Here is a 25,855-nt window from a genome sequence, read left to right as displayed (position 1 = left end):
GCATTTTAGAGAGAAGTTGCGATGAGTAATAAAATCATAAACCTAGGTTCAATCGAGATCGCTAACGATAAACCTTTCGTGTTGTTTGGTGGCATGAACGTGCTTGAGTCTCGCGATCTCGCTATGTCGATTGCTGAAACCTATGCCGAAGTGACGCAAAAACTGGGTATTCCCTATGTTTTCAAGGCGTCGTTCGACAAGGCTAACCGCTCTTCTGTTAACTCTTACCGTGGTCCTGGCATGGAAGAAGGCTTAAAGATTTTTGAAGAAATCAAAAAGACCTTCAATCTGCCATTGATCACCGATGTGCATGAGACTTACCAATGTGCGCCTGTTGCTGAAGTGGTTGATATTATTCAGCTCCCTGCTTTCTTAGCGCGCCAAACAGACCTCGTAGTCGCCATGGCGAAAACGGGCGCTATTATCAACGTGAAAAAGCCGCAGTTTTTAGCACCACACGAAATGCGCCATATCATCACTAAGTTCAACGAAGCGGGTAACGACGAGATTATCCTGTGTGAACGTGGTTCATGCTTCGGTTACAACAACCTGGTAGTTGATATGCTGGGTATGGACGAGATGAAGCAATCCGGTTATCCGGTGATTTTCGACGCTACCCACGCATTACAACGTCCAGGTGGTCGTGCCGATTCGGCGGGCGGCCGTCGTGCTCAAGCGACTGAATTAGCCCGTAGTGGCATGGCGTTAGGCTTAGCGGGTCTGTTTATTGAGGCTCACCCAGATCCAGATAACGCTAAATGTGATGGTCCATGTGCGCTGCCACTGCATCAGTTAGAAAACTATCTGAAGCAGATGAAGGCGATTGATGATTTGGTTAAATCCTTCGACCCGATTGATACCAGCAAGTAAGCTTGGTTTAACCTTATCAACTAAAAAGCCCCGAATCGTTCGGGGCTTTTTATTGGGTGAAATTTTCTCCATAGCGATATCAAAACCTTGTGTTTATGATGTTGGCTCTAATTAGCGCATAACCCATGTCAGAGTGCAGTCTGGCAGTGACAGGATGGCTCGGATGTGGATTTTCTTTACCTTATTAGCCGCATTTATGCAGGCGTGGCGTAATGCCTTTCAGAGCCAACTGAGTAAAGAGGTTAAGGTGGCAGGCGTCACCTTAGCGCGGTTTATTTGGGCAGGCCCGATTGCGGCCTTGTATCTTGGGCTGTTATATCTTTGGGACAATGTGGGATTACCGCATTTTACGGCAGAGTTTATCGGCTTTATTGTCGGCGCCTCCATGATGCAGATCCTTGCGACTGGCTTGATGGTTAAGTTGTTTCAACAACAAAATTTTGCCATCGGTGCCGGGCTTGCCAAGAGTGAGGCCATTGTCGCCGCGATATTAGGTACCTTCTTTTTTGGCACGCATTTATCGTTACTCGGTTGGATTGGGGTGATTTTAGGTGGCATTGCCGTGTTTTTATTGAGTGCCAAGCAAGGGCTTAGGCAGTTATCCCTAAGCACTGTGCTGCTCGGCATTGCTAGCGGTAGCGCCTTTGCACTGACCTCTTTATGGGTGAGGGAAGCAAGCCTGAGGTTAAATGTCGGCTTTCCCCATAGCGCCGCTTGGGTATTGTTATGCGTGATCTGTTTGCAAACCTTAGTGTTAGTGAGTTATTTAGTCCTAAAGGATAAGGAAACGTTAATCGCCTTAATCCAACGGCCTAGGTTAACCTTGCTGACGAGTACCGCTAGCTGCTTTGGCTCCATTGGTTGGTTTAGTGCCATGTCTTTGCAGGCCGTACCCTACGTGAAAACCCTAGGCCAAGTAGAAATCTTCTTTATGATGTTGATTTCGGCATTCTGGCTCAAAGAGAAAGTGAAAATTAAAGAGTTGCTCGGCCTTATCTTAATCGCCTTGGCGGCGATATTAGTGATGTGGGAATAATGCGCAATTGATGGCAAAGTCGGTATCGATTAGTTAAGTTGCGCAGGCCCGATAATCGATTAATCAAAACATAGGGCAAGAAAGACCAAATCGGCTATATCTTTGATTCTTTAAGTGGCTAAGATACTGTCGATACAAAAATTAACAATCGATTCAACGGGGATTTGTTACTATGCCAGTCCGTACGATTCTTGCCCAAATTTCGATGCGTCACATCTTCTCCTTATCCGAATTGACATTAAAACACTGGTTAACCTTACTTCTGTTGCCCATCTTTTTAGCTTTGCTATTGAGTTACTTTATCGCAGGCTATTTAAGCCATAATAAAGCCGCGGAGATTGGCCGTTTCAATTTGGAGCGTCTAGAGGCAATCTTAGACTTATCGGATGAAGTGGGTGAGTTTGCCAAGGACTTAACTGAACAAGATTGCGGCAAGTTAACCGAATATATGCATTTTCAGCCTTATTTTCGGGGCGTATTACTCTTCAATGCAAACGAGTTTTACTGCTCGTCGACTACGGGCGGGGTGAATCTCCCCTTAAATACCTTACTTCCAGCGAATAGTTTGCAAGATGGCGCGCAATATATCGTGCCTGAGACGCCTGCTCGGCCGGGCGTACCAGCGATCATCACGATTTATAAGAATGAGAATACGCAATACGGCGCCGTGGTTGTTTCCGAAGGCCAATACCTGATCGATAGTTTTATTCAGCCGGATGTCTTTCCTCGCGCGGTGAAAACCGTTGTGCTTGGCTTACATGGGGCGACGTTGCCCTCAAGCCCGCAGTTTAGTGGTAACCAAGTTATTAGGGTATTGGCGAAGGATCAGTTTGATGTGCATCAGGATTTTGTCATCCTGCTGGAGATCTCTAAGGGATTGTTTTGGCATTTTTATTGGATTGCCTTTGCATTATCACTGCCGCTGATATTTACCCTGATCATATTGTCCAGCCTATTGCTGACAAAGCGTCGTGGGCGTCACTCCCTTGCGGACGATATTAGAAGCGGCATTGAAAATAAAGAGTTTTTCCTCGTATACCAACCTATTGTAGGCAGTGAAGATGGCAAAGCCAAAGGCGTTGAAGCACTGGTGCGCTGGCAACATCCACAAATGGGCTTAGTTCGTCCCGATTTGTTTATTCCCATCGCCGAAGAAAGCCAATTAATCGTGCCATTAACCAATTATATTTTTGAACGGGCCTTGGCAGATTTTAGCTCGATGCAAGTGGAACCGGGTTTTAGGGTCGGTTTTAACGTGGCGCCCGAGCATTTTATCCAAAGTGATATCGAGGCTAAGTTTCGTTACCTTAGGGATGCGTTTGCCGAAATTGGTGTGCAGCCGTTAATCGAAATCACCGAGCGGCAATTATTAACGGCGGATATGTGTGAGCGAATTGCGGCGCTACGTGAGCTGGGGATTCTGGTGGCGATTGACGATTTTGGCACTGGGCAGACAACCTTGTCGCTGCTGCAAACCTTTACCTTGGATTACCTTAAAATCGATAAATGCTTTATCGATACCATAGGACAAGATTCGGTGACCTCCCATGTGCTCGATACCATCATCGAACTCTGCCATAAGATGAATTATGTGGCTGTGGCCGAAGGGGTGGAGACCCAAGAGCAGGCGGACTATTTAATCAGTCGTAATGTGCACTCTTTGCAGGGCTATTTATACGCTAAGCCGATGAAATTAGATGAGCTTACGCAATGGCTGAAGGAGCATTAACAAGCGGTATCAGTAAACTTGCCATCAGGACGTGAGTCCTGACGGCAAGTGTAGTCATCGAGCTACAGGCTATAGCCTGTTTCTTCATGTTCGGAAAGGTCTAGGCCATTCACTTCCTGCTCTGTGCTGACGCGAAGTCCACCGAGGATTTTGCCAATCACCACAAACAATAACCAAGTTACAATCGCTGTATAGGTGAACGTAGCGATAACGCCAATGGCCTGTGCCCCGAGTTGGTCAAGCATAGTGTGGTTCACACTGGCAAAGCCATAACCGCTGAAGATCCCAAGCTGAGTCGAACTAAATACTCCCGCCAGCAAAGTACCGAGAATACCGCCGACACCGTGCACTGGGAACACATCGAGTGAGTCGTCAATCTTAAGCTTTTGTTTAATGTACACAGTTGAAAAGAAGCAAACCACGCCGCCAAGAAAACCGATAACTAATGCGCCAGCAGGGCCGACATAACCCGATGCTGGAGTGATAGTGCCAAGGCCTGCCACCATGCCTGTGACTATACCGAGCGCACTGGCCTTACCGAATTTATACCACTCGATCCCTGCCCACGTGATGGCGCCCATCGAGGCGGCTAAATGGGTCGCGAGAATCGCCATGGCCGCAGTGCCATTGGCGCCTAAAGCGCTGCCGCCATTAAAGCCAAACCAGCCTACCCACAACATGCCCGCGCCTGTCACTGTCATGGTCAAGTTATGGGGCATAATGGCCGAGTTTAAGAATCCCTTACGCGGCCCTAACACTTTTGCTGCCACCAGTGCCGCCACCCCAGCAGTAATGTGTACGACTGTACCGCCTGCAAAGTCATACAGGCCAAGCTCGGCCAACCAGCCGCCGCCCCACACCCAGTGGGTGATAGGTGCATAGACTAACAGCAACCAAGCGCTTGAAAACATCAGTACAGCGGAGAATCTCATCCGCTCGGCAAAGCCACCGATGATCAGCGCTGGCGTGATAATCGCGAAGGTCATTTGGAAAAGCATAAATAAAGGTTCGGGAATATCCCCACTGACACTATCGCGACCAATGCTGGCTAGAAAAGCTTTGCCCAGCCCGCCGATAAAACCGTTGCCGGTATCGAAGGCGATAGAGTAACCCACCACAAACCACAGCACGGAGGCGATAGCGGCGATAGAAAAACACTGCATTAAAATCGATAGCACGTTTTTACTGCGCACCAGACCGCCGTAAAACAGTGCCAGCCCTGGGAGTGTCATCAATAGGACGAGGGCTGATGAGCTTAAAATCCATGCCGTGTTGGCGCCGCTGAGCTGCGCCTCATCGGCCAAAGCCGTGCCCGCAAAGCCGCTAGCGAACAGCGCTAATAATGCCTGATAACCCAATTTTGAATAATGGGCGTTTGGCTGAACGAACTTAGTGTGCTGGCTGATTTGGGTATTCGTGCTGCGCTCGAGCGTAGCGTTAAGTGCGGTTGTCTGTTGGATCATATTGCATCACTCCCTTCCTCAGCGGTGCGCACGCGGATCACTTGCTCGAGTGGAGTGACGAATATCTTACCGTCACCGACTTTACCCGTGTGAGCCGCGGCAACAATGGCTTCGATGACCGCATCTTCCTGCTCGGAATGGATGGCAATTTCAAGCTTCATTTTGGGGAGAAAGTCGACCGCATATTCGGCGCCGCGATAAAGCTCTGTATGTCCCTTCTGGCGACCAAAACCGCGTACTTCGGTCACTGTCATACCTTGGATACCAAGTTGCGTCAGTGCTTCACGTACATCATCAATTTTAAAGGGCTTAATAATAGCGGTGATGAGTTTCAACTTTATTCTCCAACGAACTTCAGACGTAAGTGAGGTGAACAAAGCAGGAATCAGGCCATAACAATAATGTTTTTATTATCATTATGTTAACAATGTGGCGCACTCAAATAGACAGCGTTTTTGCCGCAAAACAGTGCAAAAACAGGTGATTACGCCCCTATTTGGTGCGCTGTGATGGTGCATTTAGTATCAAAATGCCAATTCGAGTGCATTTAAAAATGCTGGAATATCACCGAGTTTTATTTAGCTCGGTTGGATAGGGGTAAATCCATTTAAAATCAATTAATTATATTGATTAAGCTGGTGACGTTATTGCCGACAACTGTTTAATGGATTGGCACATTTGGGCATTGGTGGCTGCACTTAAACCGTGCGCGCTGGCGCGGTCGCAAATATAACCATTAATTTGTTCAATCTCGGTTGGCCTATGGTGTGCTACATCTTGGTGCATCGACGAGAAATTCGCGGCCGTGAGTTCAATCACCCGGTACACGCGCTCTTCAAGCATTTGTCTATCCAGTGCTATACCATCGTGGGAGGCCACCTCGACCAGCTCATCTAAGATACTGGTTATGGTCTGGGTAAATTGTGCTTGAGCCAAGGTGCCATTGGGGCATTGATGCAGGGCGGTCAGGGGATTAATCGCGGCGTTTACCGCAAGCTTTTGCCAAAGACTCGGAATAATTGCCTCAACCCATTCACTGCTCGGGATAGCGTTGAGCAGGCCATCACGCAGTGTGTGTGGTAATGCGGGTCCGGTAAAATGGCCAAACTGGGTCAAGCCTTGACCGGTTTGCTTGACTTGCCAGCGGGACTGTCGCAGCACGCCTTGGGAGGTGGTACCAAGGCTTAAGCCGCGTCCCTGTAATTTGGGCGCGAGAGCCAAGTGTGGACCCATGCCATTATGCAATAACAGGATATGACACTGGGGCGAGAGTTTGTCGAGTAAAGGGCTAATAGCATCAACGACTTGATAAGCCTTAACGCACACAATTAGCAGCTTAACCTGCTGTAAGCCTGTGCTGTCTAAACTAACTTTAGGCACTCGGTATGACACTGAATCGGCACTTGCATCTGTTGATGGCAGAGGGCAAAACACAAGGTCTTGCCAATCCGTCGCCTCAGAAGTGGATACTGATTCACGCGCTATCAGGCCTACGGCTAATCCTGCCGAATGCAGTTGATGGCAAATCAATTGCCCCACGGCGCCAGCCCCTAAAATCGCGATATCGGTGATTTGAGGCTCCATAGCGGATGACGCACCTTGGCCGAACATTATTCTTCCTTGAGTTGGGCGGCGCTAAAGTATTTTCGATAGGCCCAAAGACAGAAGTAAAACAAAGCGATACCAGCAAAGTCCGCTAACACATCGCCCACAGAGGCGCTGCGGTAGGGTAAACGCGATTGCACTAGCTCAATCAAAATCGCGTAGGCAGCGAGTACCAGCGAGAGCCAGTACCACTTAGGGCGAAAGGCGAGAAAGGTCAGATAAGAGAGACAGAAGAAGCTCCCAAGATGGCCTACCTTATCGATATTGGGGATACTTTGCGAATAGGTTGGTCTGGAAAACACCAGATAACTGATCACGACAAAGGCTACGGCTAAAGCCAATTTGAATAGGGTGTTTTTAGTTATCACAAATACAATTTGATTATCTTAGTGTGACGCCATAATAGGAAAATGTGCCGCCAAAGTCATCCATAACCCGAGTTTTATCTTGCTTGGGTAAAGTTAACCTTCAACTTGGGGGAGGGAGTCGGTAAACTATGGGCATTTACAATCACCTAAGGGGCGGCAACTATGCCTTCATTTGATATTGTGTCTGAAGTGGATGAGGTTGAATTACGTAACGCGGTCGAAAACTCCCGCCGTGAACTCAGCAGCCGATTCGATTTTCGTGGTAAAGATGCCAGCATCGAATATAAAGATCATGTGGTGACTCTCACCGCGGAAGATGATTTTCAGTGTAAGCAGTTGGTCGATATTCTGCGTACCCAATTGAGCAAGCGTAACGTTGAGCCTTCGACTATGGATGTCGACGAAAAGTCGGTTCACAGTGGCAAGACCTTCTCCCTGAAAGTACGCTTTAAGCAGGGGATCGAGACGGATATCGCCAAGAAAATCGTTAAGATGGTCAAAGATAGCAAGATTAAAGTGCAATCTCAGATCCAAGGTGACACAGTGCGTGTGACGGGAAAAGCCCGTGATGATTTACAAGCTGTGATGGCGTTAGTGCGTCAAGCGGATCTGGGTCAGCCTTTCCAGTTCAATAACTTCCGCGATTAATCGCAAAGCCTAGCCAGCATTTGATTCACCTCGAGTCACTGTGCTGATAGAGATTCAAAAGCCCCTCGCTATTAAAGGCGAGGGGCTTTTTTATTGCTTAGATTCAGCGTTATCTTTGCTGCCATGGGGCACGTATCTATTCACTAAATGAATAAGCAGCAACACGGGAAAACCTATCACACTGGCAGCGACAAAGAAGTTCACATAGCCATAGGCATCGACATAGGCGCCCGAGAAGCCGGCAATAAACTTAGGGAAGAGCAACATAATTGAGGAGAGTAGCGCATATTGGGTCGCACTGTAGCCGCTGCTGGTGAGGCTCGAGAGGTAAGCGATAAAGGCGGCGGTGGCAATACCGGCACTAAAGTTATCGACTGAGATCGCGAAGGTTAAAAATTGGACGTTGTACCCAATCATCGCCTGCCAAGCAAACAGCAAATTGGTGACGGCGACCAAGAGGGCGCCAAGGAATAAAATCTTCATGGTGCCGAAGCGGGCTAATAGGATACCGCCAAAGGCTGCGCCAACTAAGGTCATGATAAGGCCATAGATCTTACTCAGATAAGCAATTTCTTCTTTGCTAAATCCCATGTCCACGTAGAACACGTTGGCCATAATCCCCATCACGATATCCGAAATGCGATAGCAAGAAATCAGCAAAAGAATCAAAATGGCGCTACGGCCATAGCGGTTAAAAAAGTCAATAAAGGGCAGTATGCTGGCGGTATAAATCCATGAGAGACTCGCCGCAACGGGCTTGGGATAACGCTCGCTCAAGCGTTGTTTTACCGCTAATTCGGTCTCATCGGCGGCGCGGGTATCGACCTGTGGCTCGCGGCTAAAAAGCGTTGTTAACACCCCGACAAACATCAGTCCTGCCATCACCAAATAGGAAGTTTGCCAAGCGAGCAGGTTATATTCGGTATTGCCTGGCTCAACCCAAGCGGCGATGCTGAGCGCACCAGCGGTTGCCACAATCATGGCGCTGCGATAGCCCACCTGATAGGCGGCAGCAAGCGCGGCCTGCATTTTTTCGGGGGCAGATTCGATACGAAAGGCATCAATCACAATATCTTGGGTGGCGGATGCAAAGGCGACCATCAGGGCAAATACGGCCAAGCGTTCGAGATCTTGCAGTGGGTCGCTAAAGGACATACCCAAAATCGCGCCGACCAATAGCAGTTGGGCGAACAACATCCAACTGCGCCGACGACCTAAAAAGCGCGTCAGTATGGGCAGAGATAATCTGTCCACCAAGGGCGACCAGGCCCATTTGAAGGCATAAGCCAGCGCTATCCAACTGAAATACCCGATAGATGTACGGTCTACTCCTGCTTCCCGCAGCCAAAAAGACAAGGTTGAAAAGACCAACATTAATGGCAGGCCAGCAGAAAAGCCGAGTAACAACAGTATCAACACGCGCTTATGGTAGTAAACGCTAAAGAATTCTAAGATGCGCCGATTTAAACCGATTACGAACATAAGCATGAGCCGAGGAGTCGAATCCGCCTAGCTTACGGGTAAGATGCGGTGGGATTCAAGGATTAATACGTATCCTTATGATGCTCGATGGGTTTCTGTGCGGCAGAGGGAAAATAAAAAGACCCAGCAAGCTGAGTCTTTAGAGAGTGTATTACTCAAGGTCGAATACCAACGCACCCTGAGGGCATTTGGCCTCCTAAACTAAGGAAGTCACAGCACGCATGTAACTGCTGACACAGGTACTGATTGCCGCGGATCATCCAGTCTGGCCACTTGTTAAAGCTATGGAGCAAATGCCAAAACACGGTTTCTGTTTCTGTTTGCGCTTCACTACTTGGAATGAGTAATTGCCATTCCTCGAGTGTGTCCCAAAGATAGAGCTGGATTTCATGGAAATCGAGCTCGTCACTCAAAAATGCTTTGCCATACATAGCAAGTTGGGGCGCTTTATTATCGATAAATTCTTCAATCGTCACCCTTGCCTCCTTTCTGTTGCCTTTTGAGTATAGACAGAGGATTAGGGCTTTTGCTCAAATTATTTTCGATTATTTTTTCGGCAGTAATTTAGCTGTTTTCAATATGATAGGCGTCACTGGCACATCGGGCCAATTGAGTTTCGCATTGGTCGTGGTCTCGACCACGGCCATGGCTTCCAGCACTTGTTTGCCCTCAATCACTTCACCAAATACCGCATAACCCCAACGACGTTTGGATGGATCCAGCTTAGTGTTATCCGCCACGTTGAAGTAAAACTGACGGGTAGCCGAGTGGGGATCGTTGTCGCGCGCCATCGCAATAGTCCCCATGCTGTTGGATAAGCCGTTGCCAGACTCGTTAAATATCGGCTTACCTGCGGGTAATTCTTCTAATTGCGGGTTTAGTCCGCCACCTTGAACGACAAAGTCACTGATAATGCGATGGAAAATCGTATTGTTGTACTCGCCTTTGACCACATAGGTCAGAAAGTTATCGACGGTAATCGGTGCGCGGGTTCTATCGAGTTCAACCACAATCTTACCTAGGCTGGTATCAAACTCGACTTGGGGATACAAGGTATCGGGTTGAATGTCGATTGCTGCCCAACTGCTATAGCTGGCACACAGAACTAAGAGTGCAGATATCCAACGAAACATTATGATTTCCTTATTAATTATCGATTAGCACTATTATTGTTGCAGGAACTGGTTTAACTCAGGGTCATTCAAAATTTCCCCGGTGAGTTGGCCGAGTAACTTGTTCATATCCAGCTCTAGAGTGGCAAAGTCTGGCGTTAACGGGCCTTTTAAAGTGCCCTTGGCTTTGTAGCGTTTGACCAATTCTTGACTGGAATTACGGGCTTGCACGGCAATCAGCACGCTGTGTTTGGCTTCATAACCGAAGGTCTTTTTGGTGACATCCATTTGCAGTTCTTCTAACTGAATTTGCACAGAGTTGGTCGCGCTTGGATCAATCTGGTAGCCCGCTTGGGTAAAACCGTTACGGAAAACTTCATCGAGCAATAATTTTGGTGGCTCACTCGGGCCGACGAGGCGAGTCTTAGTGCCTTCTTCGATAAAACGCGCCACGTACTCGACGTTACGGGTATCAATGGTATCCAATGAGATCTGTACGGGTCTGTTGGTCTGTTGGCTAATATCGGGAACCTGTGGGCTAAATGCCATATGAGTTGGATTTTGGCTCGCGCAGCCCACGAAGAGCAGGGGGAAAGTCAGCGTCAATAATAACTTTTTCATGGGGGATCTCATGCAAGTAAAAAGTGGCTACAGCATACCAGAAATCCCCCCCGTTACCACAATGCACTCGGGTTCAGTCCTTATACAGGTGCAAAGGTTATGATGTGCCAACATCTGCAAACTGAATTTAAACAATATGAAATACTTAACAATTAATACTTGGCTGTTGTCGTTCGCGCTGTTGGCGGGCTCTGTTGTGGGCAAGGCGAATGCCGGCGATTCTCCCCATGTGTTGGGTGGCAGCTTAGGCTACGGTACTCAAGAATTTGAAACTAAGAGCGGCAAATATGATGCGGGCGATACCTTCACCAGCGACTTGTATTATCGCTATATGCTTAACGACAACTTTGGCGTTGAAGCAGGGTATTTAACGGGTTCTGGTGGTGTGGCAAGTGCGCTCGTTAGTACATTCAGCGAGATAAAAGATTTACGTTTCCAAGGTGTTAGAGCTACCGCCTACGGCGAATATGCGCTCTCCCGTGGTAATAGTCTGTACGCCAAACTCGGCGCTGCTTACACCCAAGTGAGTTATGAGATGGATAAGCAAGAGATGGATTCGGACGATGTAGGCTTTTACGGCGTGGTCGGTTGGCAATATCGGTTTCAGTCGGGTTTTGGGCTAAACCTTGAATACCAATATGTGCCAATGAAAGAACTCGAGCTACAAGGGGTAAACTTCGGCATGAGTTATCGTTTCTAACGACTTAGGTTTACGGAATCATTCGCTATCAATTTGCGGATAAGTTTGTGTCGATTAAGCGCCTTAGGGCGCTTTTTTTATAATTCGCTGGTGGGATTAAACCGAATTCTTGCCGGCAACAAAATCACAACAATTTGAGCTTGCACTCTTTTAATGCAATGGGCGACAGGTTAGAGTAAAAATTCAACATTAAATAAGAGAGCATAAATGCTCCTTCGACTGCACAAGCAAAGGCGAGTTTATGTCTAGGATTATTACCCAAATCGCCCCCGACAGTTTAATCAATGCCAAAGGTCAGCCACATTTCGGCCATTTCGATGGCATAGTCGGTAGCTTAGGTTTAGCGGATTTTGCCTATTTCGATACCATGGACAAGCCCGCATCGGCCTGGGCAAAACGGTTTGATTTTAAGCAGTTCCAGTTTATTTCGATTATCACGCCGCGCTACATCATTGGAATTGCACTGGCGGATATCGCTTATCTCGGGAGTGGTTTCTGTTATTTATATGACATTAAAAATAACAGCTTAACTCAACAGGACTGGCTAAAACCCTTTGGGATTGGCTACCGGATGACGCCTTCACCCGCCAATGGGGTTGCTACAATCGGCGGTAAAGGCGCTAGCGTGACCTTTAAGATCCAAGAGGGTAATTGGCATTTAGTCATTGATACTAAAAGCATTCAAGCCGATTTAACCCTGCATGCCTTACCCTTAAGTTTACCTATGGCCATGTGTAGTCCCACGGGATACAACGGCTGGACCTATACCCAAAAACACAATGGCTTATCGGTCAAAGGACAACTCACCATAGACCATGAACCGCAACCATTGAATTTTGCCCTCGCAGGTTATGATTTTTCCGCGGGCTTTATGCGCCGAGATACCAGCTGGCGCTGGGCATCCATCAATGCCCAAATTGATGAAGGGGTGATTGGATTAAATCTTGCTGCGGGTGTTAATGAAACCGGTGCCAATGAAAACGTGTTTTGGATCAATGGCGAGCGCCATTTACTCGGACCTGTGCAATTTGAGTTTGACCGTCATGGTCAGCAGGGCACAGATCTCTGGCGTATTCATAGTCATGATGGCCGCGTCGATTTAGAGTTTACGGCGCGAAATTGCCGCAGTGAGAAACGCAATTTTATCTTGCTGAAGAGTAATTTCCGTCAATATCTGGGGCTTTTTAGCGGTTTTATCATTGACAATCAGGGACGTAAATTCCAGCTCAACAATGTGTTGGGATTGACCGAGGACCACTACGCACACTGGTAGGCGATTTACGCTTTAATACAATAATAACAATAGGATAAAGGTATATGGATATCGCCGCGTTAATTAATCACCCCGAGGTGTTGCTGCTGGTATTGGCTCCACTGTTTTTTGTCTGCATTTTGCTGGAATGGTATTTCGGCGACAGAAGACAAAAACTGCCAGTGAGCGCCCGTTACCACACGAAGGAAGTGCTGTGTAATTTTAGTCTCGCCGCCATGCACCAAGGCGCGGATATCCTCACGGGTTTGCTGATCGCTAAGTTGTACCTAGCGGTATTTGGATGGAAATTATTCGATATTCAAATGGGGCCACTCAGCTTTGTGCTGCTGATGATTGCCCAAGATTTTTGCTATTACTGGTTCCACCGTGCGAGCCATAGAGTACGGTGGATGTGGGCGGCCCATGTGGTGCACCACAGCTCGGAAAATATGAACTTCAGCACCGCCTTTCGCCAGAGTTTGATGTATCCCTTCGCTGGCATGTGGGTGTTTTGGTTGCCGCTGGTGATCTTAGGCTTCGATCCTAATTGGGTGGTTTTTGTGGTGCTGTTGAACTTGGGATTGCAGTTTTTTGTGCATACCCAAGCGGTGAGAACACTTGGCCCCTTAGAATGGCTGTTTAATACGCCTTCCCACCACAGGGTGCACCATGGGCGTAATCCACAATATATCGATAAAAATTATGCTGGTATTTTAATTATCTGGGACAAACTCTTCGGTACCTTTGTACCCGAGGGCGAGACAGTGATTTACGGGATCACTAAACCCGTCAACAGTTTTAATCCACTCAAAGTGACCTTTAGCGAATGGCGCGATATGTTCAGCGAGGTGATGGCGCGGGGGCTGACATTCTCGGAGCGCTGTAAAATCCTCTTCGCGCCTCCAGCCAGTCAGCAAAAGGATGAGTGATTTAGCTCAATACGCGAATCAGCAGCGCTCAACGAGTGGTTAATCTTCACTAAATAGTGCAAATGGCTAATAGGAGTCTGACCTTAGCCTTGCTAGCCTACTTTTCTTTTTTTGCAAATTTATAGATGAAAAAATGTACAGTCTCATGCTTTGGTGGTAATTTTTTATACAAGGGATTCATCTGAGTAGGTTGCAGTATGGTTGATGAGCCGCATTTAACCTTAGAGGAATTAGCTTGTTTTAGAGAGCTATTTTCTCCTAATCGCATAACCCATAACGTCGAGGATGCTCATCCTGAGCCCTTGGTTAACCATGTATTAACGGTCAAAACCGATGTGCCGCAAGCGCTAGCCTCGCTTTTGGGTAAGGCCAAGTTGACACTGCTGGCCGAAGTTGGCCCCTATAAACTTTGGTTTCCCTTAGAGATGCGCCTCGATGATTTTGGCCAATTGCAGCCCACCTTAGGTGTCCCCGAAGTGTTCGACGCCACTGGGGCGGAGCGGAGTTGGCGTTTGACTCAGCCAGAAGATGTGTGGATCTTCGACCAAGATCAGGGTGAACAATGGTCAGTGGTATCTTTGTCGAGTTCTGGCATGGCGATTCGTGCTAAATCCCAGCAGCAGTTTGAGCAGTTGGTCGATAGCCAAGAACTGCAGTTACAGTTACCCGATGGTGAAACCATGCGGGTTAAAATCGAGCCTATTCGCCACGAGCAAGGACTAGCGATTGTCAGGTTTCAGGCCGAAGCCGAAGAGCGAGAAGCCCTGCGTCAGTTCCTCTTTAATCGCCATCGCAGTCAATATCCAAAGCTCTATGCCAGCTTGCGCGAATAAGTGAGCTTGGTGGCACAATTCTGTTAGCTAAACTTAATTCAATTGTAAAAATCCCTTTCTCTATCAGTATCTTTGCCAAACAGGTGGCTTTTCCGAGATCCTAACCTGCCAATCTGCGGTGCTATGGATTAGAATAGCCTTGAATTCAAAAACATCAGAGCGAGCGGTATGCACGTACATATTTTAGGAATTTGTGGAACCTTCATGGGTGGCCTAGCACTCTTGGCTAGGGCAAAAGGGCACAGAGTGACAGGCTCGGATGCCAACGTCTATCCACCGATGAGTACGCAGCTTGAAGAGCAAGGTATTGAACTCATTCAAGGTTTTGATCCAAGTCAGTTAGGTGAAGCGGGTAGTTATCCCGATCTTGTGGTGATTGGTAATGCCATGAGCCGAGGCAATCCTTGTGTCGAAGCGGTATTAAACCTTGGGATCCCTTACACCTCTGGACCACAGTTTTTAGCCGATCATATTCTGCCTGAGCGTTGGGTGTTAGCCGTGTCTGGTACCCATGGAAAAACCTCCACTTCAAGCATGCTGGCGTGGATTTTAGAGGATTGTGGTTATCAACCCGGTTTCTTGATTGGCGGTGTGCCGCAAAACTTTGGCGTGTCGGCCCGTTTAGGGGAGTCGGCGTTTTTTGTGGTCGAAGCCGATGAATACGACAGCGCCTTCTTCGATAAGCGTTCTAAATTTGTGCATTATCATCCCCGTACGCTGGTGATCAATAACCTCGAATTTGACCATGCCGATATTTTTGCCGATTTAGCGGCGATCCAAAAACAATTCCATCATCTGATCCGTACCGTGCCAGGACAAGGCAAAGTGATTTGGCCTGCCGATTCCCACGCGGTAAAACAAACCATTGAGATGGGCTGCTGGAGCGAGCAAGAGACCTTCCACACCGCTGAGGTGACTAAGGGTTGGCATGCTAAGGCCTTAAGTGATGATTGCCACGAGTTTGAGGTCATCTTCGACGGCGAATCCCAAGGCGTGCTCGAATGGGCGCTGATTGGTCAGCACAATATTGAAAACGCGCTAATGGCCATCGCCGCTGCGCGCCATGTTGGGGTTAAACCGAGTGCTGCTATCGCGGCATTAACTCGCTTTGTACCGCCGAAACGTCGTCTGGAGCTGCTGGGTACTGTCCACGGCGTGAGTGTATACGATGATTTTGCTCACCATCCAACGGCGATTGCGACCACCATTAAGGGCATGCGTGCCAAGGTCGGTCAAAGCAAAATCACTATCGTATTAGAGCCACGCTCGAACACGATGAAGAGTGGGGTACACAAAGACACGCTGGCTCATTCCATGCTGCAAGCGGACGAAGCCTTTTTATATCAAGCCGATACTATCGATTGGAACATGAAAGAGGCGATGGAAGCGGCGGTGATCCCTGTGACTGTCCTACATCAAATTGATGATGTTGTGGCTAAAGTGGCTGCCTCGGCAAAAGCGGGTGACACTATCGTGGTGATGAGTAACGGCGGCTTTGGCGGCTTACATAAGAAACTGTTGGCGGCGCTCGAAGTCAGCCCACAGTTTGTTCAGCAGGCGGACTAATATGGCCTATGCCAAATCTGATAAAGCCATTAGCTTAGCCTGGACCGGTGCCTCGGGCGCGCCCTATGGTTTGAAATTATTAGAATGCTTGTTGGCCTCGGGCTATCAAGTGTTTTTAATGATCTCAAGCGCCGCCCGTGTTGTGCTGGCCACTGAGCATGGCTTGCAGCTTAGTGCGAACAGCGATAAAGCCAAGGCACAATTGCTCGAGGTGCTGGCACAAAAGAAGATAGCCTTATCTGGCGAGTTAGTGGTATTAGGCAAAGATGAGTGGTTTTCGCCGCCAGCTTCAGGCAGTGCAGCCCCTAAACAAATGGTGATTTGCCCTTGTTCGACGGGGACACTGGCGGCTGTTGCCACTGGTATGAGCAATAATTTGCTCGAACGGGCGGCGGACGTGGTATTAAAAGAGCGCGGTCAGCTGATCTTGGTTCCGCGTGAAACTCCGTTTAATGCCATACACTTAGAGCATATGCTAACCCTGTCGCGCTTAGGTGCCACTATTATGCCGGCGGCGCCGGGCTTTTATCATAATCCCAAATCCGTAGAAGATCTGGTAGACTTCATGGTCGCTCGAATCCTCGATCATTTGGGCGTTGACCATGCATTAACGAGTCGCTGGGGCTATGACAAACACTCCCCCAATGACATCGACAATTGAGACTGATATGAAACACACCACCGAAGTGATGATCTCCGCCGAAGAGATCAGCCAAAAATTGGATCAAATGGCCGAGCAAATCAATGCCCACTATGCCAACAGCGAGCGTTTGCTGATGGTGGGATTGTTAAAAGGTTCAGTCGTATTTATGGCTGATCTGTGCCGCCGTATTAAAGGCCACGTTGAAATCGATTTTATGTCGGTTTCGAGCTATGGCAATGCCATGACCAGCTCACGGGATGTGAAAGTGCTGAAGGATGTGCAATCGGATATCGCGGGCCGCGACGTGCTGATTGTGGAAGACTTAATTGACTCGGGCAATACTTTAAACAAAGTGCGCGAAATGCTGTTATTGCGTGAGCCAAAGAGCTTAGCCCTGTGCACTCTGTTGGATAAACCCGAGCGCCGCGAAGTGGATGTTAAAGTCGACTTTATCGGTTTTACGATCCCAGACGAGTTTATTGTGGGTTACGGCATCGATTATGCTGAGCAATACCGCAACTTGCCTTATATCGCCAAAGTGGTGCCGCTCGAATAAGCCCGATGCGTTATGACTCAAACTCCCGCCTAGGCGGGAGTTTTGTTTTGTGCCGAAAGTTGGCGACGCAAATGTTATTTGGGGTCACGTATCCGCGTTTGGTGATCTATTAGTTATTTTTAATAAATTAATCTGTATTGATTCAATCAACTAGAGCCATAATTCGTTTTTATACAGCCTAGCGTGTTGCATTTGCTGTTTTCGACACCATCTTATTGTTTTATTCATTCTTTCAGGATCAGGTAGCACTATGGCCAATCATGCCCATGCTCTCGTACTCGAGGGGCTAAAAAAAACCTACAAAGGCGGTGTAGAAGCAGTAAAGGGGATTAGCCTTACCGTTGAACAGGGAGACTTTTTTGCTCTACTCGGCCCGAACGGCGCAGGTAAGTCGACCACTATTGGTATTATCAGCTCCTTGGTGCAGAAAACCGCTGGCTCTGTGCAGGTGTTTGATTTTGATATCGATAAGCAGCTCGAGGAAGCCAAGCTGTGCATAGGTTTAGTGCCACAGGAATTTAACTTCAACCAGTTTGAAACGGTACTGCAAATCGTCGTGAATCAGGCGGGGTATTATGGTGTGCCTAAGGCCGTGGCTCTTGAGCGAGCCGAAAAATACTTAAGCCAGCTGGATTTGTGGGATAAGCGCAATAGCCAATCTCGCACTCTCTCTGGGGGAATGAAGCGGCGATTAATGATTGCCCGCGCCCTGATGCACGAACCTAAGTTACTGATCTTAGATGAGCCAACGGCAGGGGTCGATATTGAGCTACGCCGCTCAATGTGGGAATTCCTCAAACAAATCAACCAGCAGGGCGTGACTATCATTCTGACGACCCACTACCTTGAAGAAGCAGAAATGCTCTGTCGCAATATCGGCATTATCGATAAGGGCGTGCTGGTGGAATGCACGAGCATGAAGGCCTTGCTGAGTAAGCTGAATCTCGAAACCTTTATCCTCGACCTACGCCGCGACATCGATGTCGCCCCCACTCTCGAGGGTATGGTGTGCCGTTTAACCGATCCGCATACCTTAGAGGTGGATGTGGCAAAGGATCACAATCTCAATGATGTGTTTACGCAGTTAACCGCCGCTAAGGTAGAGGTTTTGTCTATGCGTAACAAATCCAATCGTTTAGAAGAACTCTTCGTCGAGTTAGTGAAGAAAACCCAAGGAGCTAAGGCATGAAACAGCTGTATTTTATCGCCTTCAAAAGCATATTAACCAAGGAAATCAATCGTTTTACCCGGATTTGGATCCAGACTCTAGTTCCGCCAGCGATCACTATGACCTTGTATTTTTTGATTTTTGGTAACTTGGTCGGTAGCCGCATTGGCGATATGGGTGGCGTATCTTATATGGAGTTTATCGCGCCAGGTTTAATCATGATGTCGGTGATTACTAACTCCTATTCGAATGTGGCAAGCTCTTTCTATAGTGCGAAATTTCAGCGCAATCTCGAGGAGTTAATGGTTGCGCCCGTGCCTCACTATGTGATGATTGCAGGCTATGTGGGTGGCGGTGTCGCTCGGGGCTTATGCGTTGGTTTAATCGTCACGCTAGTCGCCATGTTCTTTGTCGACATCAGCTTGCACCATGCAGGCCTTGTGGTCATGACGGTATTTTTAACCTCAGTGCTGTTCTCCTTAGGGGGATTAATTAATGCGGTATTTGCCAAGAGTTTCGATGATATCAGCATCATCCCGACTTTTGTGCTCACGCCCTTAACCTACCTCGGCGGAGTATTCTATTCACTGTCGTTGCTGCCATCCTTTTGGCAAGGCGTTTCAGCACTGAACCCTGTGGTCTATATGATCAACGTCTTCCGTTACGGTTTCTTAGGTTTTGCCGATATCAGCATCCCGCTTTCTATTGGCATTATGGTGGGCTTTTGTGCCGTACTTTGGGGCGTTGCGTATTACCTCATCTCGCGGGGAATAGGGCTGCGTTCGTAATCCGGTTCTTGTTGATACCATCGAGATCCTACGCATCTACACAATAAAAAAGGGAGTCATATAGACTCCCTTTTGTTTATAGATTGACCCGTCCTAAATAGCGTTGACACTTTTCAAACTCATTTTGGAGAGTGTAATGACTTCAACAATTAAACGAACTCAACGCGATTATTCCCTCGCTTTTAAATTGGCGGTTGTCGACCAAGTGGAAAAAGGCGAGCTGACCTATAAGCAGGCGCAAGACAAGTACGGTATTCAAGGTTGCTCCACCGTGTTAGTGTGGTTACGCAAGCATGGCAAACTGGATTGGTCCCTAGGGACGCCGCCAACATCAATGCGAGGACAGTTGATGACTGAACCCACCACGCTCACCCCCGAGCAAAAGATAAAAGCCCTCGAAGCCGAACTGGAAGATACCCGCATGAAAGCGGCGTTCTTCGAAGCCATTGTCGAAAAACTCAGAACTGACTACGGGATATCCGTCGTAAAAAAGCCACCCGCGAAACGCTCCAAGAAAAAACGGCCATAGGTTATGGCGTCACCCAATGCTGTCGTTACCTTGGCATCAGTCGCCAGGCGTATTATCAACAATGCCAGCGGCAAACAGAATGGGAGCAAAGGGAGCAACAGGTGGTGCAAATGGTACAATATGAACGGCTACTTCAACCGCGAGTCGGTACGCGTAAACTGCAGTATTTACTCAACAAAATGCATCAAATAGTGATAGGACGAGACCGGTTATTTCGCTGTCTTAGGGCGCATCGTTTGTTGGTCACGCCTAAGCGGGCGTACCATAAAACGACCCATAGCCATCATCGATTTAGGTGTCATCCCAACTTGCTTAAGCCCAGCGAGCAGCAAGTAGACATCAGCCGCTCAGAGCAAGTCTGGGTGGCGGATATTACCTATCTGCCACTGCAAGATAATGAAGCCTATTTAAGCTTGGTGACCGATGCCTGGTCACGAAAAATCGTGGGCTATCATGTTGATGATAATCTTAAAACAGACGGGGTGCTAACGGCCTACAAACGGGCGCTGAAGCAGCGACAAGATAAAAGTAAACCGCTGATACACCACTCAGACCGAGGGATACAGTACTGCTCAAACGCGTATCAAGCGGTTCACGCACAACATGGCGTGACATGCTCAATGACAGACGGATATGACTGCTATCAAAATGCCTTAGCAGAGCGAGTGAATGGCATCTTGAAGCAGGAGTTTTTAACACATAAGCCCGCAACGCTGGAGGAGGCGCGACAAATGGTGACAGAAGCGGTAGCCATCTATAATCAACGGCGGCCACATTTGGCCTTAAAATACAAAACGCCCGATGAGGTTCATCGAGCGTTTTAGGTGGAAATAAGTGTCAACTTATTTCAGGACGAGACAGATGAACTGCTTACTTCATACGACGACGCATTGCCGCCAGAGGTAATAACAAGGCAGTTAACCAACCCAGAGCACCACCAGAGGTACCACCGGCGTTGTTTGCTTTGGTTGTTTTCACTGTCACTGTTGATGTACCAGTATTACTATCATCTACCCCATCAGATGCAACAACGGTAAAGGTATAAACGTTGTCACCAGAAGGGGCTGTAAATCCTAGTTTATCTGAGCCGTTAACAAAACTAATTGTAGGACCAGATGTTTGCTTCCAAGTGTAAGTTAAAGTATCACCATCAGCATCTTTACCATTTGCGAGTAATGCAACGTATGAGTTCTCTGTCGCATTTGCACTCGTTGGGGAAACTGTTGGTTTAGTGTTATTAATCAATACAGTGACTTTGGCTGGTGCTGAAGTGTTACCCATAGTATCTAGGGCTACTACTTCAACTTCCATTGTCTTGCTGTCTTGATTAATCACTGCATCGTCACTTAAGCGAACAGTTCCATCTTTCTCAACGAGTACCATACTGCTGTTAGAGTTAGTTGTTACAAACTCAGAGAACGGACTAGTCAACATATCTGGATCTGTGGCTTCAATCTGTCCTAGTACAGTGCCGCCGGCAGTGCCTTTATTCACGGATAGGGTGACGTTTGCTACGGTTGGAGCTGAGTTACCTTCATCTGTGGTATTAGCCACAACAGACATAGAGCCTGAGTCAGATAGGAACATAAAGCCTTTAGCGTTATCACCAACTTGCGCTTCTAAAATTGCACTTTCACCTGGTTTAAGTTCAGTGACTTCTTTGCCATCAGCATCGACTAACATCGCTGATGTACCTGAGCCATCTAGGACAAGCGATGCAACAACACTGTCTTCATCACCTGAAGGTGTTGGAGCCCAATCACTGTCTTCAACACGGTAGCGAACTTTAATGGTTTTACCTAAGTCAGCTTCAGCCAAACCAATATCTTCAAGACATACTTTACTGGTCAGGAAGTCATTACCCGTGACATGGAAAACAGGTTCTAAGGTACCTGATGAAGTACCGTATTTAGAAACTAAACCATAGATAGATCTTGGGTAGTTGTCATTAAACCAATTGAGGTTTGCAGTCGCAGCTGTGTAGTCCCAAACACCATCGTTATTAAGATCATAATCGACGTCATAACTTGCCACTAAGGCATGGACGATTGGATCGCGCATTTGGAAGGTGTTGTAAATTGCGATGCCCGCATCACATGAGCTGCTGAGTAACAGTTCACTCGAGGCATTTAACAAGTCGTGGCGCTTAGATTCATCGACTGGACTTGTGGCAATTAATGGGGCCGTGAATGGATCGGTAATTGAAGTTGCACCAACGTTTGTCAGTGTGCGTACTAAACCATCTTCCGTCGCTTCTGTAGCAACCGAAATCGCTGCAGCCGCTTTAGGTAACACGTGGTATACCAAGTGCAACGCTTTTTCTTCACCATCCATAAACTGGATAGCACCATCGTATTCGGATAGTGTCAGTGCGGCAGAAGCATCAGCAGCCGTGCCGTCAAGCTCATAGGATGAAGTTAAAGTCCATTCTGGTAACTTGGTTGGATCAATTGTCGCTGTAACATCAAAATCAACGGTTTGTCCGGCCGGGATTGTGATGCTAGCAGGTAACGCAAAGCTTAAGGCGCCAGAGTCGATATCGTTTTGGAAGCGTTGATCGACTTTTAACGTATAGGTTTTTTCAGCAGTAGAGAAGTTTTTAACTGTGACGGTTTTTGTGATTGACGTCGTTTTATTAAGGGCTAATAAACCAAATGCCAATGCCGCTTGTTTAGTGTCTTTATTCCAAGCTGCCACTGGGAGATTTACAGCTTTTTCTACATCCACTAAACCAGAACCGATATAGCTTATAGGCGCAAGCTCTGTATCTGGGTTGATTTCTTTTGGCTCTAAGGTTACATCCAGATTGGCTGCGTTCATGATCGTGGCTTTAACCTCAAACGCATTGCGATGCGGTAATGCTTCACGAATGATACTGACAGCACCTGCAGTAATTGGGCTAGAGAATGATGTACCACTGATTGGCGTTAAGCCATCTCCTAAGCCTGGATGTGCGGTAAGAATATCTGTTCCAGGAGCGGTAATTTCAGGCTTCAGGGTTCCGCCAATAGATGGACCCCTTGAAGTAAAGGTCGCAATCGCGCCAGCAGTAGTTACTTCTGTCGATGAAATGCTAAATGGAACATCGCCAGCAGCTAATGCCGCTTTAATGGCGTCACCATCTTCTTTCGAAACCATTACCGAAGGAATGGTAATATTGTCGTCGGTACCACCCATCACAATTGCACCAGCATTGGCTGCGTTGTTGGCGACAATCACAAATGATGCGCCTTTCAATTGAGCATTCAGTACTTTAACAACGAAACCACAGGTACCACGGTCAATTAAAACAGTTTTACCCGTTAAATCTTCAGTGTAAGCTGCGCAACCATTTTTATTGGCGGCAGGATAAACAATTGGGGCCACAGCATTTGTGAAGCTATAGGCATTGGATTTATTGAAGCCTGCGGCAACGGCAGTGACTGAATTACCGGCAATTGAAGCTTCAACTTTGCCTACTTTGGTTGTTGGGTGAGTCATAGCGCCAACAGAAAGTGCACTGTTAGTAGTACTTGGGCCACCAACAACAAAAGGAGTCGGACCATCGTTACCCGCAGAGATCACTAGGTTTACACCTAGTTTTACCATCTCATTGATCATGACTTGAACTGCGCCGTCTTCGACGTCACCAAAATCACCACCTAATGACATGTTTACCGTATCGACGCGATCGCTAATGTCACCATCGCCGTTAGGATCCATCGCGGCTTCGAGAGCATTTAATTGTGCGATACCAGAACAACCTGAGTTACATACTGAATATACTAGTAGCTCTACATCCGGAGCGGTTCCAACAACTGAATGGCTTACATGGGTACCATGGTTGGTTGTGACATCAATTGGGTTCGGGTCATTGTTAACAAAGTCCCAACCACCGATAACTTTACCTTGTGGCCAGTTTGGCATCTCGCTTTTAGCGGCAACGGCCGCTTGGTAGTCAGCAACTAACCCTGAGCCACCTAAAGCCTTATGAGTGTAGTCCACACCAGTGTCGAGTACGGCTACGCGTTGACCCTTACCTGATGCGATACCTGCATCAATAACGGCTTTTGCTTTGATGTATTCAGCACTTGCAGCGACATCAAGCTTGTAGTCATAAATTGGCAGAATGGCTGCTACTTCAGAATTGTTTAGTAATGAAGCGAGTTGCTTATGATTGCCTTCAACAATGATTGAATTAACCAGCTTTGAAGTTGTTGCAACGATTTTTAAATCAGCATCCATGCTGTTAATTGCATTTTTAACTTTGGTTTGTGAGCTCTCAATTTGGCTCATAACCGATTGCTTGTTGAATCCCTTCAATTGGCTCTGTTGTGAAAGAGAAGGCGCCTTTAGTTTTACCATCCAAGCTACTGCTTGTTTTTGTTCGTTACTCTCATTCTTAGTAACGCTTAAGCCGGCATACTTGTCCGTTGTTTGATTGGTTGTATTGTATTGAGCTGGTGTACCTGCAACTGCTGCACTTGATAATAGTGCCGCCGAGATAGCGATAGATAATTTTGTCTTCACAACTTCATTCCTTGTCAATTAATGCTTTTGGTACTGACAACAGTACCGCGTAGCTAAATTGTTATTGTTATGCTGCGCATTTAATGGCTAGCAATGAAGTTGTAACACAAAAGTATCGTACGGTTAACACTTTTGGTGGAAAAAAGACTTAAGTCATCATTTTGCGATATAGCATTCTGTTTGAAGGCTTTTTTGTGAGAGCCGTAACTAAGGCTTCACCGCTCTTGTGATAGGGTTTTGCAGGCTAATAAGGGTTTCAGTCGATTGAATTTCGTCGATTGATTGGATGCGGTTAATCAGTACGTGTTGCAGGCCATCGATGGATTGGCACATGACTTTGACAAAAATGCTGTAGTTGCCTGTGGTGTAGTAGGCTTCTACCACTTCTTCTAGGGCATTTAGCTTGGCGATGGCGGCGGGGTAGTCGCCGGCACTTTTGAGATTAATTCCAATAAAACAGCAGACATCGTACCCAAGGGCCTTGGGATTGATGGTGATCTGGGCACCGGTGATAATCCCCGCTTGTTTCATTTTCTCGACACGCACATGGATAGTACCCGCACTCACGCCGAAACGTTTGGCAAGCTCGGCAAACGGGGTGCGTGCGTCTTGCATTAAGGCTTCGAGGATATGGTTATCAAGCTGATCGCGCTGAAATGCGGTTTCCATAAATAAACTCTCTATAACATAATGAATTGTCATAAAGTTACGTTCTTTTATGGTGAATGGCTACTGCTTTTAGGTGTTTTTATTGTTTTTAGTGATCATTGCTCACCTTCTGGCTCACAAAAGGGGGCATCGGCACTGAACGTCATGCTCTCACCCGTATAAGGGTGTTGAATGGTCAGTTCTGCGGCGTGGAGTAATAATCGCGGTGCTAAGGATTTTGCCAGCGGATCGGCATAAAAGCCGTCGCCGAGAATAGGATGCCCAAGTGCCATCATATGCACCCTGAGTTGGTGTGAGCGTCCAGTAATCGGCTTTAGCTTAACGAGAGTCGAGCGTTTGGCGCGGCTTAACACCTCAAAGTGAGTTAATGAGGGTTTACCTATTTCGTGGTCAACCTTCTGTTTTGGGCGATTGGGCCAGTCACAGATTAGCGGATAATCCACGCTACCCGTCGCATTTTTAACATATCCCGCGACTCTGGCGAGATAGGTTTTGCTGGTTTCTCTATCGTGAAATTGGCGTTTTAGCTCGCGCTCGGCGCTACGAATGAGCGCAACCACCATGACACCTGAGGTCGCCATGTCGAGGCGATGGACGATTTGGCAATGGGGATGCTCGGCTTTTACCCGGGCGTAAACACTGTCGTAATGGGCGGGATCGCGACCTGGCACGGACAATAATCCCGAAGGCTTGTTGACCACGATAATGTCTTTATCTTGGTAAAGCACATCGAGCCAGGGAGTTGTCGGTGGTTGGTAAATAAAATCAGTCATAATCGC

The 25,855-nt window shown here is 47.5% G+C and carries 25 protein-coding genes; 14 read left to right on the top strand and 11 right to left on the bottom strand.

What is annotated here, in order from left to right:
• The first annotated feature begins 21 nt into the window (after positions 1–21).
• The 3 genes from kdsA to CF168_RS16880 all read left to right on the top strand — a co-directional run bounded on the left by kdsA (position 22) and on the right by CF168_RS16880 (position 3,635).
• Positions 22–870, top strand: coding sequence for a 3-deoxy-8-phosphooctulonate synthase (gene kdsA, locus CF168_RS16890; RefSeq protein ID WP_011625269.1), 849 nt, complete (start codon positions 22–24; stop codon positions 868–870).
• Between the two features lie 163 nt (positions 871–1,033).
• Entirely contained in the window at positions 1,034–1,906 is an 873-nt protein-coding gene (locus CF168_RS16885) for a multidrug transporter (protein WP_089068423.1), read from the top strand.
• 172 nt (positions 1,907–2,078) lie between these two features.
• Complete coding sequence (locus CF168_RS16880) at positions 2,079–3,635, top strand: EAL domain-containing protein (protein ID WP_089068422.1); 1,557 nt, start codon at positions 2,079–2,081, stop codon at positions 3,633–3,635.
• A 62-nt stretch (positions 3,636–3,697) separates the two neighbouring features.
• Here the strand turns inward: CF168_RS16880 and CF168_RS16875 are convergent, their stop codons facing one another.
• From CF168_RS16875 to CF168_RS16860, 4 genes are all read right to left on the bottom strand, one after another.
• A complete protein-coding gene (locus tag CF168_RS16875) occupies positions 3,698–5,098 on the bottom strand; it encodes an ammonium transporter (RefSeq protein ID WP_240520035.1) in 1,401 nt (466 codons plus the stop codon).
• Positions 5,095–5,433: a P-II family nitrogen regulator gene (locus CF168_RS16870; RefSeq protein WP_089068421.1), complete on the bottom strand. Its 339-nt coding sequence runs from the start codon at positions 5,431–5,433 to the stop codon at positions 5,095–5,097. The genes CF168_RS16875 and CF168_RS16870 overlap by 4 nt, the downstream gene beginning before the upstream one ends.
• Before the next feature lie 295 nt (positions 5,434–5,728).
• A complete protein-coding gene (locus tag CF168_RS16865; protein WP_089068420.1) occupies positions 5,729–6,709 on the bottom strand; it encodes a ketopantoate reductase family protein in 981 nt (326 codons plus the stop codon).
• Positions 6,709–7,071: a VanZ family protein gene (locus CF168_RS16860; RefSeq protein WP_011623900.1), complete on the bottom strand. Its 363-nt coding sequence runs from the start codon at positions 7,069–7,071 to the stop codon at positions 6,709–6,711. Before CF168_RS16860 ends, CF168_RS16865 begins: the two co-directional genes overlap by 1 nt.
• A 162-nt stretch (positions 7,072–7,233) precedes the next feature.
• Between CF168_RS16860 and CF168_RS16855 the strand changes: the two genes are divergently transcribed.
• Positions 7,234–7,719 carry a YajQ family cyclic di-GMP-binding protein gene (locus CF168_RS16855; protein WP_011623899.1) on the top strand — a complete coding sequence of 162 codons (486 nt, stop codon included), beginning with the start codon at positions 7,234–7,236 and terminating at the stop codon, positions 7,717–7,719.
• A gap of 90 nt (positions 7,720–7,809) precedes the next feature.
• Here CF168_RS16855 and CF168_RS16850 read toward each other — a convergent pair whose 3' ends face one another.
• The 4 genes from CF168_RS16850 to CF168_RS16835 form a co-directional block, all read right to left on the bottom strand.
• Positions 7,810–9,207: an AmpG family muropeptide MFS transporter gene (locus CF168_RS16850; protein WP_206191647.1), complete on the bottom strand. Its 1,398-nt coding sequence runs from the start codon at positions 9,205–9,207 to the stop codon at positions 7,810–7,812.
• A 149-nt stretch (positions 9,208–9,356) separates the two neighbouring features.
• On the bottom strand, positions 9,357–9,677 hold the full coding sequence (locus CF168_RS16845) for a hypothetical protein (RefSeq protein ID WP_089068418.1): 321 nt from the start codon (positions 9,675–9,677) through the stop codon (positions 9,357–9,359).
• 69 nt (positions 9,678–9,746) lie between these two features.
• Complete coding sequence (locus CF168_RS16840; protein ID WP_011623896.1) at positions 9,747–10,334, bottom strand: peptidylprolyl isomerase; 588 nt, start codon at positions 10,332–10,334, stop codon at positions 9,747–9,749.
• A 33-nt stretch (positions 10,335–10,367) separates the two neighbouring features.
• The gene (locus CF168_RS16835) at positions 10,368–10,934 is read right to left on the bottom strand and encodes a YajG family lipoprotein (protein ID WP_089068417.1); all 567 of its coding nucleotides are present in this window, start codon (positions 10,932–10,934) and stop codon (positions 10,368–10,370) included.
• Positions 10,935–11,070: 136 nt separating this feature from the next.
• On the opposite strand from CF168_RS16835, the gene CF168_RS16830 reads away from it, so the two are divergent.
• From CF168_RS16830 to CF168_RS16785, 10 genes are all read left to right on the top strand, one after another.
• The gene (locus tag CF168_RS16830; protein WP_089068416.1) at positions 11,071–11,634 is read left to right on the top strand and encodes a porin family protein; all 564 of its coding nucleotides are present in this window, start codon (positions 11,071–11,073) and stop codon (positions 11,632–11,634) included.
• Positions 11,635–11,875: 241 nt separating this feature from the next.
• The gene (locus tag CF168_RS16825; protein ID WP_089068415.1) at positions 11,876–12,907 is read left to right on the top strand and encodes a DUF2804 domain-containing protein; all 1,032 of its coding nucleotides are present in this window, start codon (positions 11,876–11,878) and stop codon (positions 12,905–12,907) included.
• A gap of 44 nt (positions 12,908–12,951) precedes the next feature.
• Positions 12,952–13,815: a sterol desaturase family protein gene (locus CF168_RS16820; RefSeq protein WP_089068414.1), complete on the top strand. Its 864-nt coding sequence runs from the start codon at positions 12,952–12,954 to the stop codon at positions 13,813–13,815.
• A gap of 197 nt (positions 13,816–14,012) precedes the next feature.
• A complete protein-coding gene (locus CF168_RS16815; RefSeq protein WP_089068413.1) occupies positions 14,013–14,648 on the top strand; it encodes a hypothetical protein in 636 nt (211 codons plus the stop codon).
• A gap of 168 nt (positions 14,649–14,816) precedes the next feature.
• Positions 14,817–16,214 carry a UDP-N-acetylmuramate:L-alanyl-gamma-D-glutamyl-meso-diaminopimelate ligase gene (mpl, locus tag CF168_RS16810; RefSeq protein ID WP_089068412.1) on the top strand — a complete coding sequence of 466 codons (1,398 nt, stop codon included), beginning with the start codon at positions 14,817–14,819 and terminating at the stop codon, positions 16,212–16,214.
• Between the two features lies 1 nt (position 16,215).
• Positions 16,216–16,875: a flavin prenyltransferase UbiX gene (locus CF168_RS16805; protein ID WP_089068411.1), complete on the top strand. Its 660-nt coding sequence runs from the start codon at positions 16,216–16,218 to the stop codon at positions 16,873–16,875.
• Positions 16,876–16,882: 7 nt separating this feature from the next.
• Entirely contained in the window at positions 16,883–17,413 is a 531-nt protein-coding gene (hpt, locus tag CF168_RS16800; protein ID WP_011623888.1) for a hypoxanthine phosphoribosyltransferase, read from the top strand.
• Between the two features lie 250 nt (positions 17,414–17,663).
• On the top strand, positions 17,664–18,602 hold the full coding sequence (locus tag CF168_RS16795; RefSeq protein ID WP_089068410.1) for an ABC transporter ATP-binding protein: 939 nt from the start codon (positions 17,664–17,666) through the stop codon (positions 18,600–18,602).
• The gene (locus CF168_RS16790) at positions 18,599–19,369 is read left to right on the top strand and encodes an ABC transporter permease (RefSeq protein WP_011715945.1); all 771 of its coding nucleotides are present in this window, start codon (positions 18,599–18,601) and stop codon (positions 19,367–19,369) included. Before CF168_RS16795 ends, CF168_RS16790 begins: the two co-directional genes overlap by 4 nt.
• Positions 19,370–19,505: 136 nt before the next feature.
• Positions 19,506–20,722, top strand: a protein-coding gene (locus tag CF168_RS16785; protein ID WP_089067288.1) for an IS3 family transposase whose coding sequence is annotated in 2 segments (ribosomal slippage) — positions 19,506–19,854 and positions 19,854–20,722 — 1,218 coding nt in all. Because the reading frame shifts where the segments join, the coding sequence is not laid out codon by codon here.
• Positions 20,723–20,768: 46 nt separating this feature from the next.
• Here CF168_RS16785 and CF168_RS16780 read toward each other — a convergent pair.
• From CF168_RS16780 to rluA, 3 genes are all read right to left on the bottom strand, one after another.
• Positions 20,769–24,407, bottom strand: coding sequence for a S8 family serine peptidase (locus tag CF168_RS16780; protein WP_089068409.1), 3,639 nt, complete (start codon positions 24,405–24,407; stop codon positions 20,769–20,771).
• A gap of 207 nt (positions 24,408–24,614) precedes the next feature.
• Positions 24,615–25,076: a transcriptional regulator AsnC gene (gene asnC, locus CF168_RS16775; protein ID WP_011073571.1), complete on the bottom strand. Its 462-nt coding sequence runs from the start codon at positions 25,074–25,076 to the stop codon at positions 24,615–24,617.
• A gap of 95 nt (positions 25,077–25,171) precedes the next feature.
• A complete protein-coding gene (gene rluA, locus CF168_RS16770) occupies positions 25,172–25,849 on the bottom strand; it encodes a bifunctional tRNA pseudouridine(32) synthase/23S rRNA pseudouridine(746) synthase RluA (protein ID WP_089068999.1) in 678 nt (225 codons plus the stop codon).
• Positions 25,850–25,855: the final 6 nt, after the last annotated feature.

The organism is Shewanella bicestrii, assembly GCF_002216875.1.
Taxonomy (GTDB): Bacteria; Pseudomonadota; Gammaproteobacteria; order Enterobacterales; family Shewanellaceae; genus Shewanella; species Shewanella seohaensis.
The sequence above is the reverse complement of the archived record's forward strand: the minus strand, read 5'-3'. Positions and strand labels throughout refer to the sequence as shown.

What these genes read in the sequence shown, in the direction of transcription:
- kdsA (WP_011625269.1), top strand. Translation starts at nt 22, where the DNA reads ATGAGTAATAAAATCATAAACCTAGGTTCAATCGAGATCGCTAACGAT.
- CF168_RS16885 (WP_089068423.1), top strand. Translation starts at nt 1,034, where the DNA reads ATGTGGATTTTCTTTACCTTATTAGCCGCATTTATGCAGGCGTGGCGT.
- CF168_RS16880 (WP_089068422.1), top strand. Translation starts at nt 2,079, where the DNA reads ATGCCAGTCCGTACGATTCTTGCCCAAATTTCGATGCGTCACATCTTC.
- CF168_RS16875 (WP_240520035.1), bottom strand. Translation starts at nt 5,098, where the DNA reads ATGATCCAACAGACAACCGCACTTAACGCTACGCTCGAGCGCAGCACG.
- CF168_RS16865 (WP_089068420.1), bottom strand. Translation starts at nt 6,709, where the DNA reads ATGTTCGGCCAAGGTGCGTCATCCGCTATGGAGCCTCAAATCACCGAT.
- CF168_RS16855 (WP_011623899.1), top strand. Translation starts at nt 7,234, where the DNA reads ATGCCTTCATTTGATATTGTGTCTGAAGTGGATGAGGTTGAATTACGT.
- CF168_RS16850 (WP_206191647.1), bottom strand. Translation starts at nt 9,207, where the DNA reads ATGCTTATGTTCGTAATCGGTTTAAATCGGCGCATCTTAGAATTCTTT.
- CF168_RS16840 (WP_011623896.1), bottom strand. Translation starts at nt 10,334, where the DNA reads ATGTTTCGTTGGATATCTGCACTCTTAGTTCTGTGTGCCAGCTATAGC.
- CF168_RS16835 (WP_089068417.1), bottom strand. Translation starts at nt 10,934, where the DNA reads ATGAAAAAGTTATTATTGACGCTGACTTTCCCCCTGCTCTTCGTGGGC.
- CF168_RS16830 (WP_089068416.1), top strand. Translation starts at nt 11,071, where the DNA reads ATGAAATACTTAACAATTAATACTTGGCTGTTGTCGTTCGCGCTGTTG.
- CF168_RS16825 (WP_089068415.1), top strand. Translation starts at nt 11,876, where the DNA reads ATGTCTAGGATTATTACCCAAATCGCCCCCGACAGTTTAATCAATGCC.
- CF168_RS16820 (WP_089068414.1), top strand. Translation starts at nt 12,952, where the DNA reads ATGGATATCGCCGCGTTAATTAATCACCCCGAGGTGTTGCTGCTGGTA.
- CF168_RS16815 (WP_089068413.1), top strand. Translation starts at nt 14,013, where the DNA reads ATGGTTGATGAGCCGCATTTAACCTTAGAGGAATTAGCTTGTTTTAGA.
- mpl (WP_089068412.1), top strand. Translation starts at nt 14,817, where the DNA reads ATGCACGTACATATTTTAGGAATTTGTGGAACCTTCATGGGTGGCCTA.
- CF168_RS16805 (WP_089068411.1), top strand. Translation starts at nt 16,216, where the DNA reads ATGGCCTATGCCAAATCTGATAAAGCCATTAGCTTAGCCTGGACCGGT.
- hpt (WP_011623888.1), top strand. Translation starts at nt 16,883, where the DNA reads ATGAAACACACCACCGAAGTGATGATCTCCGCCGAAGAGATCAGCCAA.
- CF168_RS16795 (WP_089068410.1), top strand. Translation starts at nt 17,664, where the DNA reads ATGGCCAATCATGCCCATGCTCTCGTACTCGAGGGGCTAAAAAAAACC.
- CF168_RS16790 (WP_011715945.1), top strand. Translation starts at nt 18,599, where the DNA reads ATGAAACAGCTGTATTTTATCGCCTTCAAAAGCATATTAACCAAGGAA.
- asnC (WP_011073571.1), bottom strand. Translation starts at nt 25,076, where the DNA reads ATGGAAACCGCATTTCAGCGCGATCAGCTTGATAACCATATCCTCGAA.
- rluA (WP_089068999.1), bottom strand. Translation starts at nt 25,849, where the DNA reads ATGACTGATTTTATTTACCAACCACCGACAACTCCCTGGCTCGATGTG.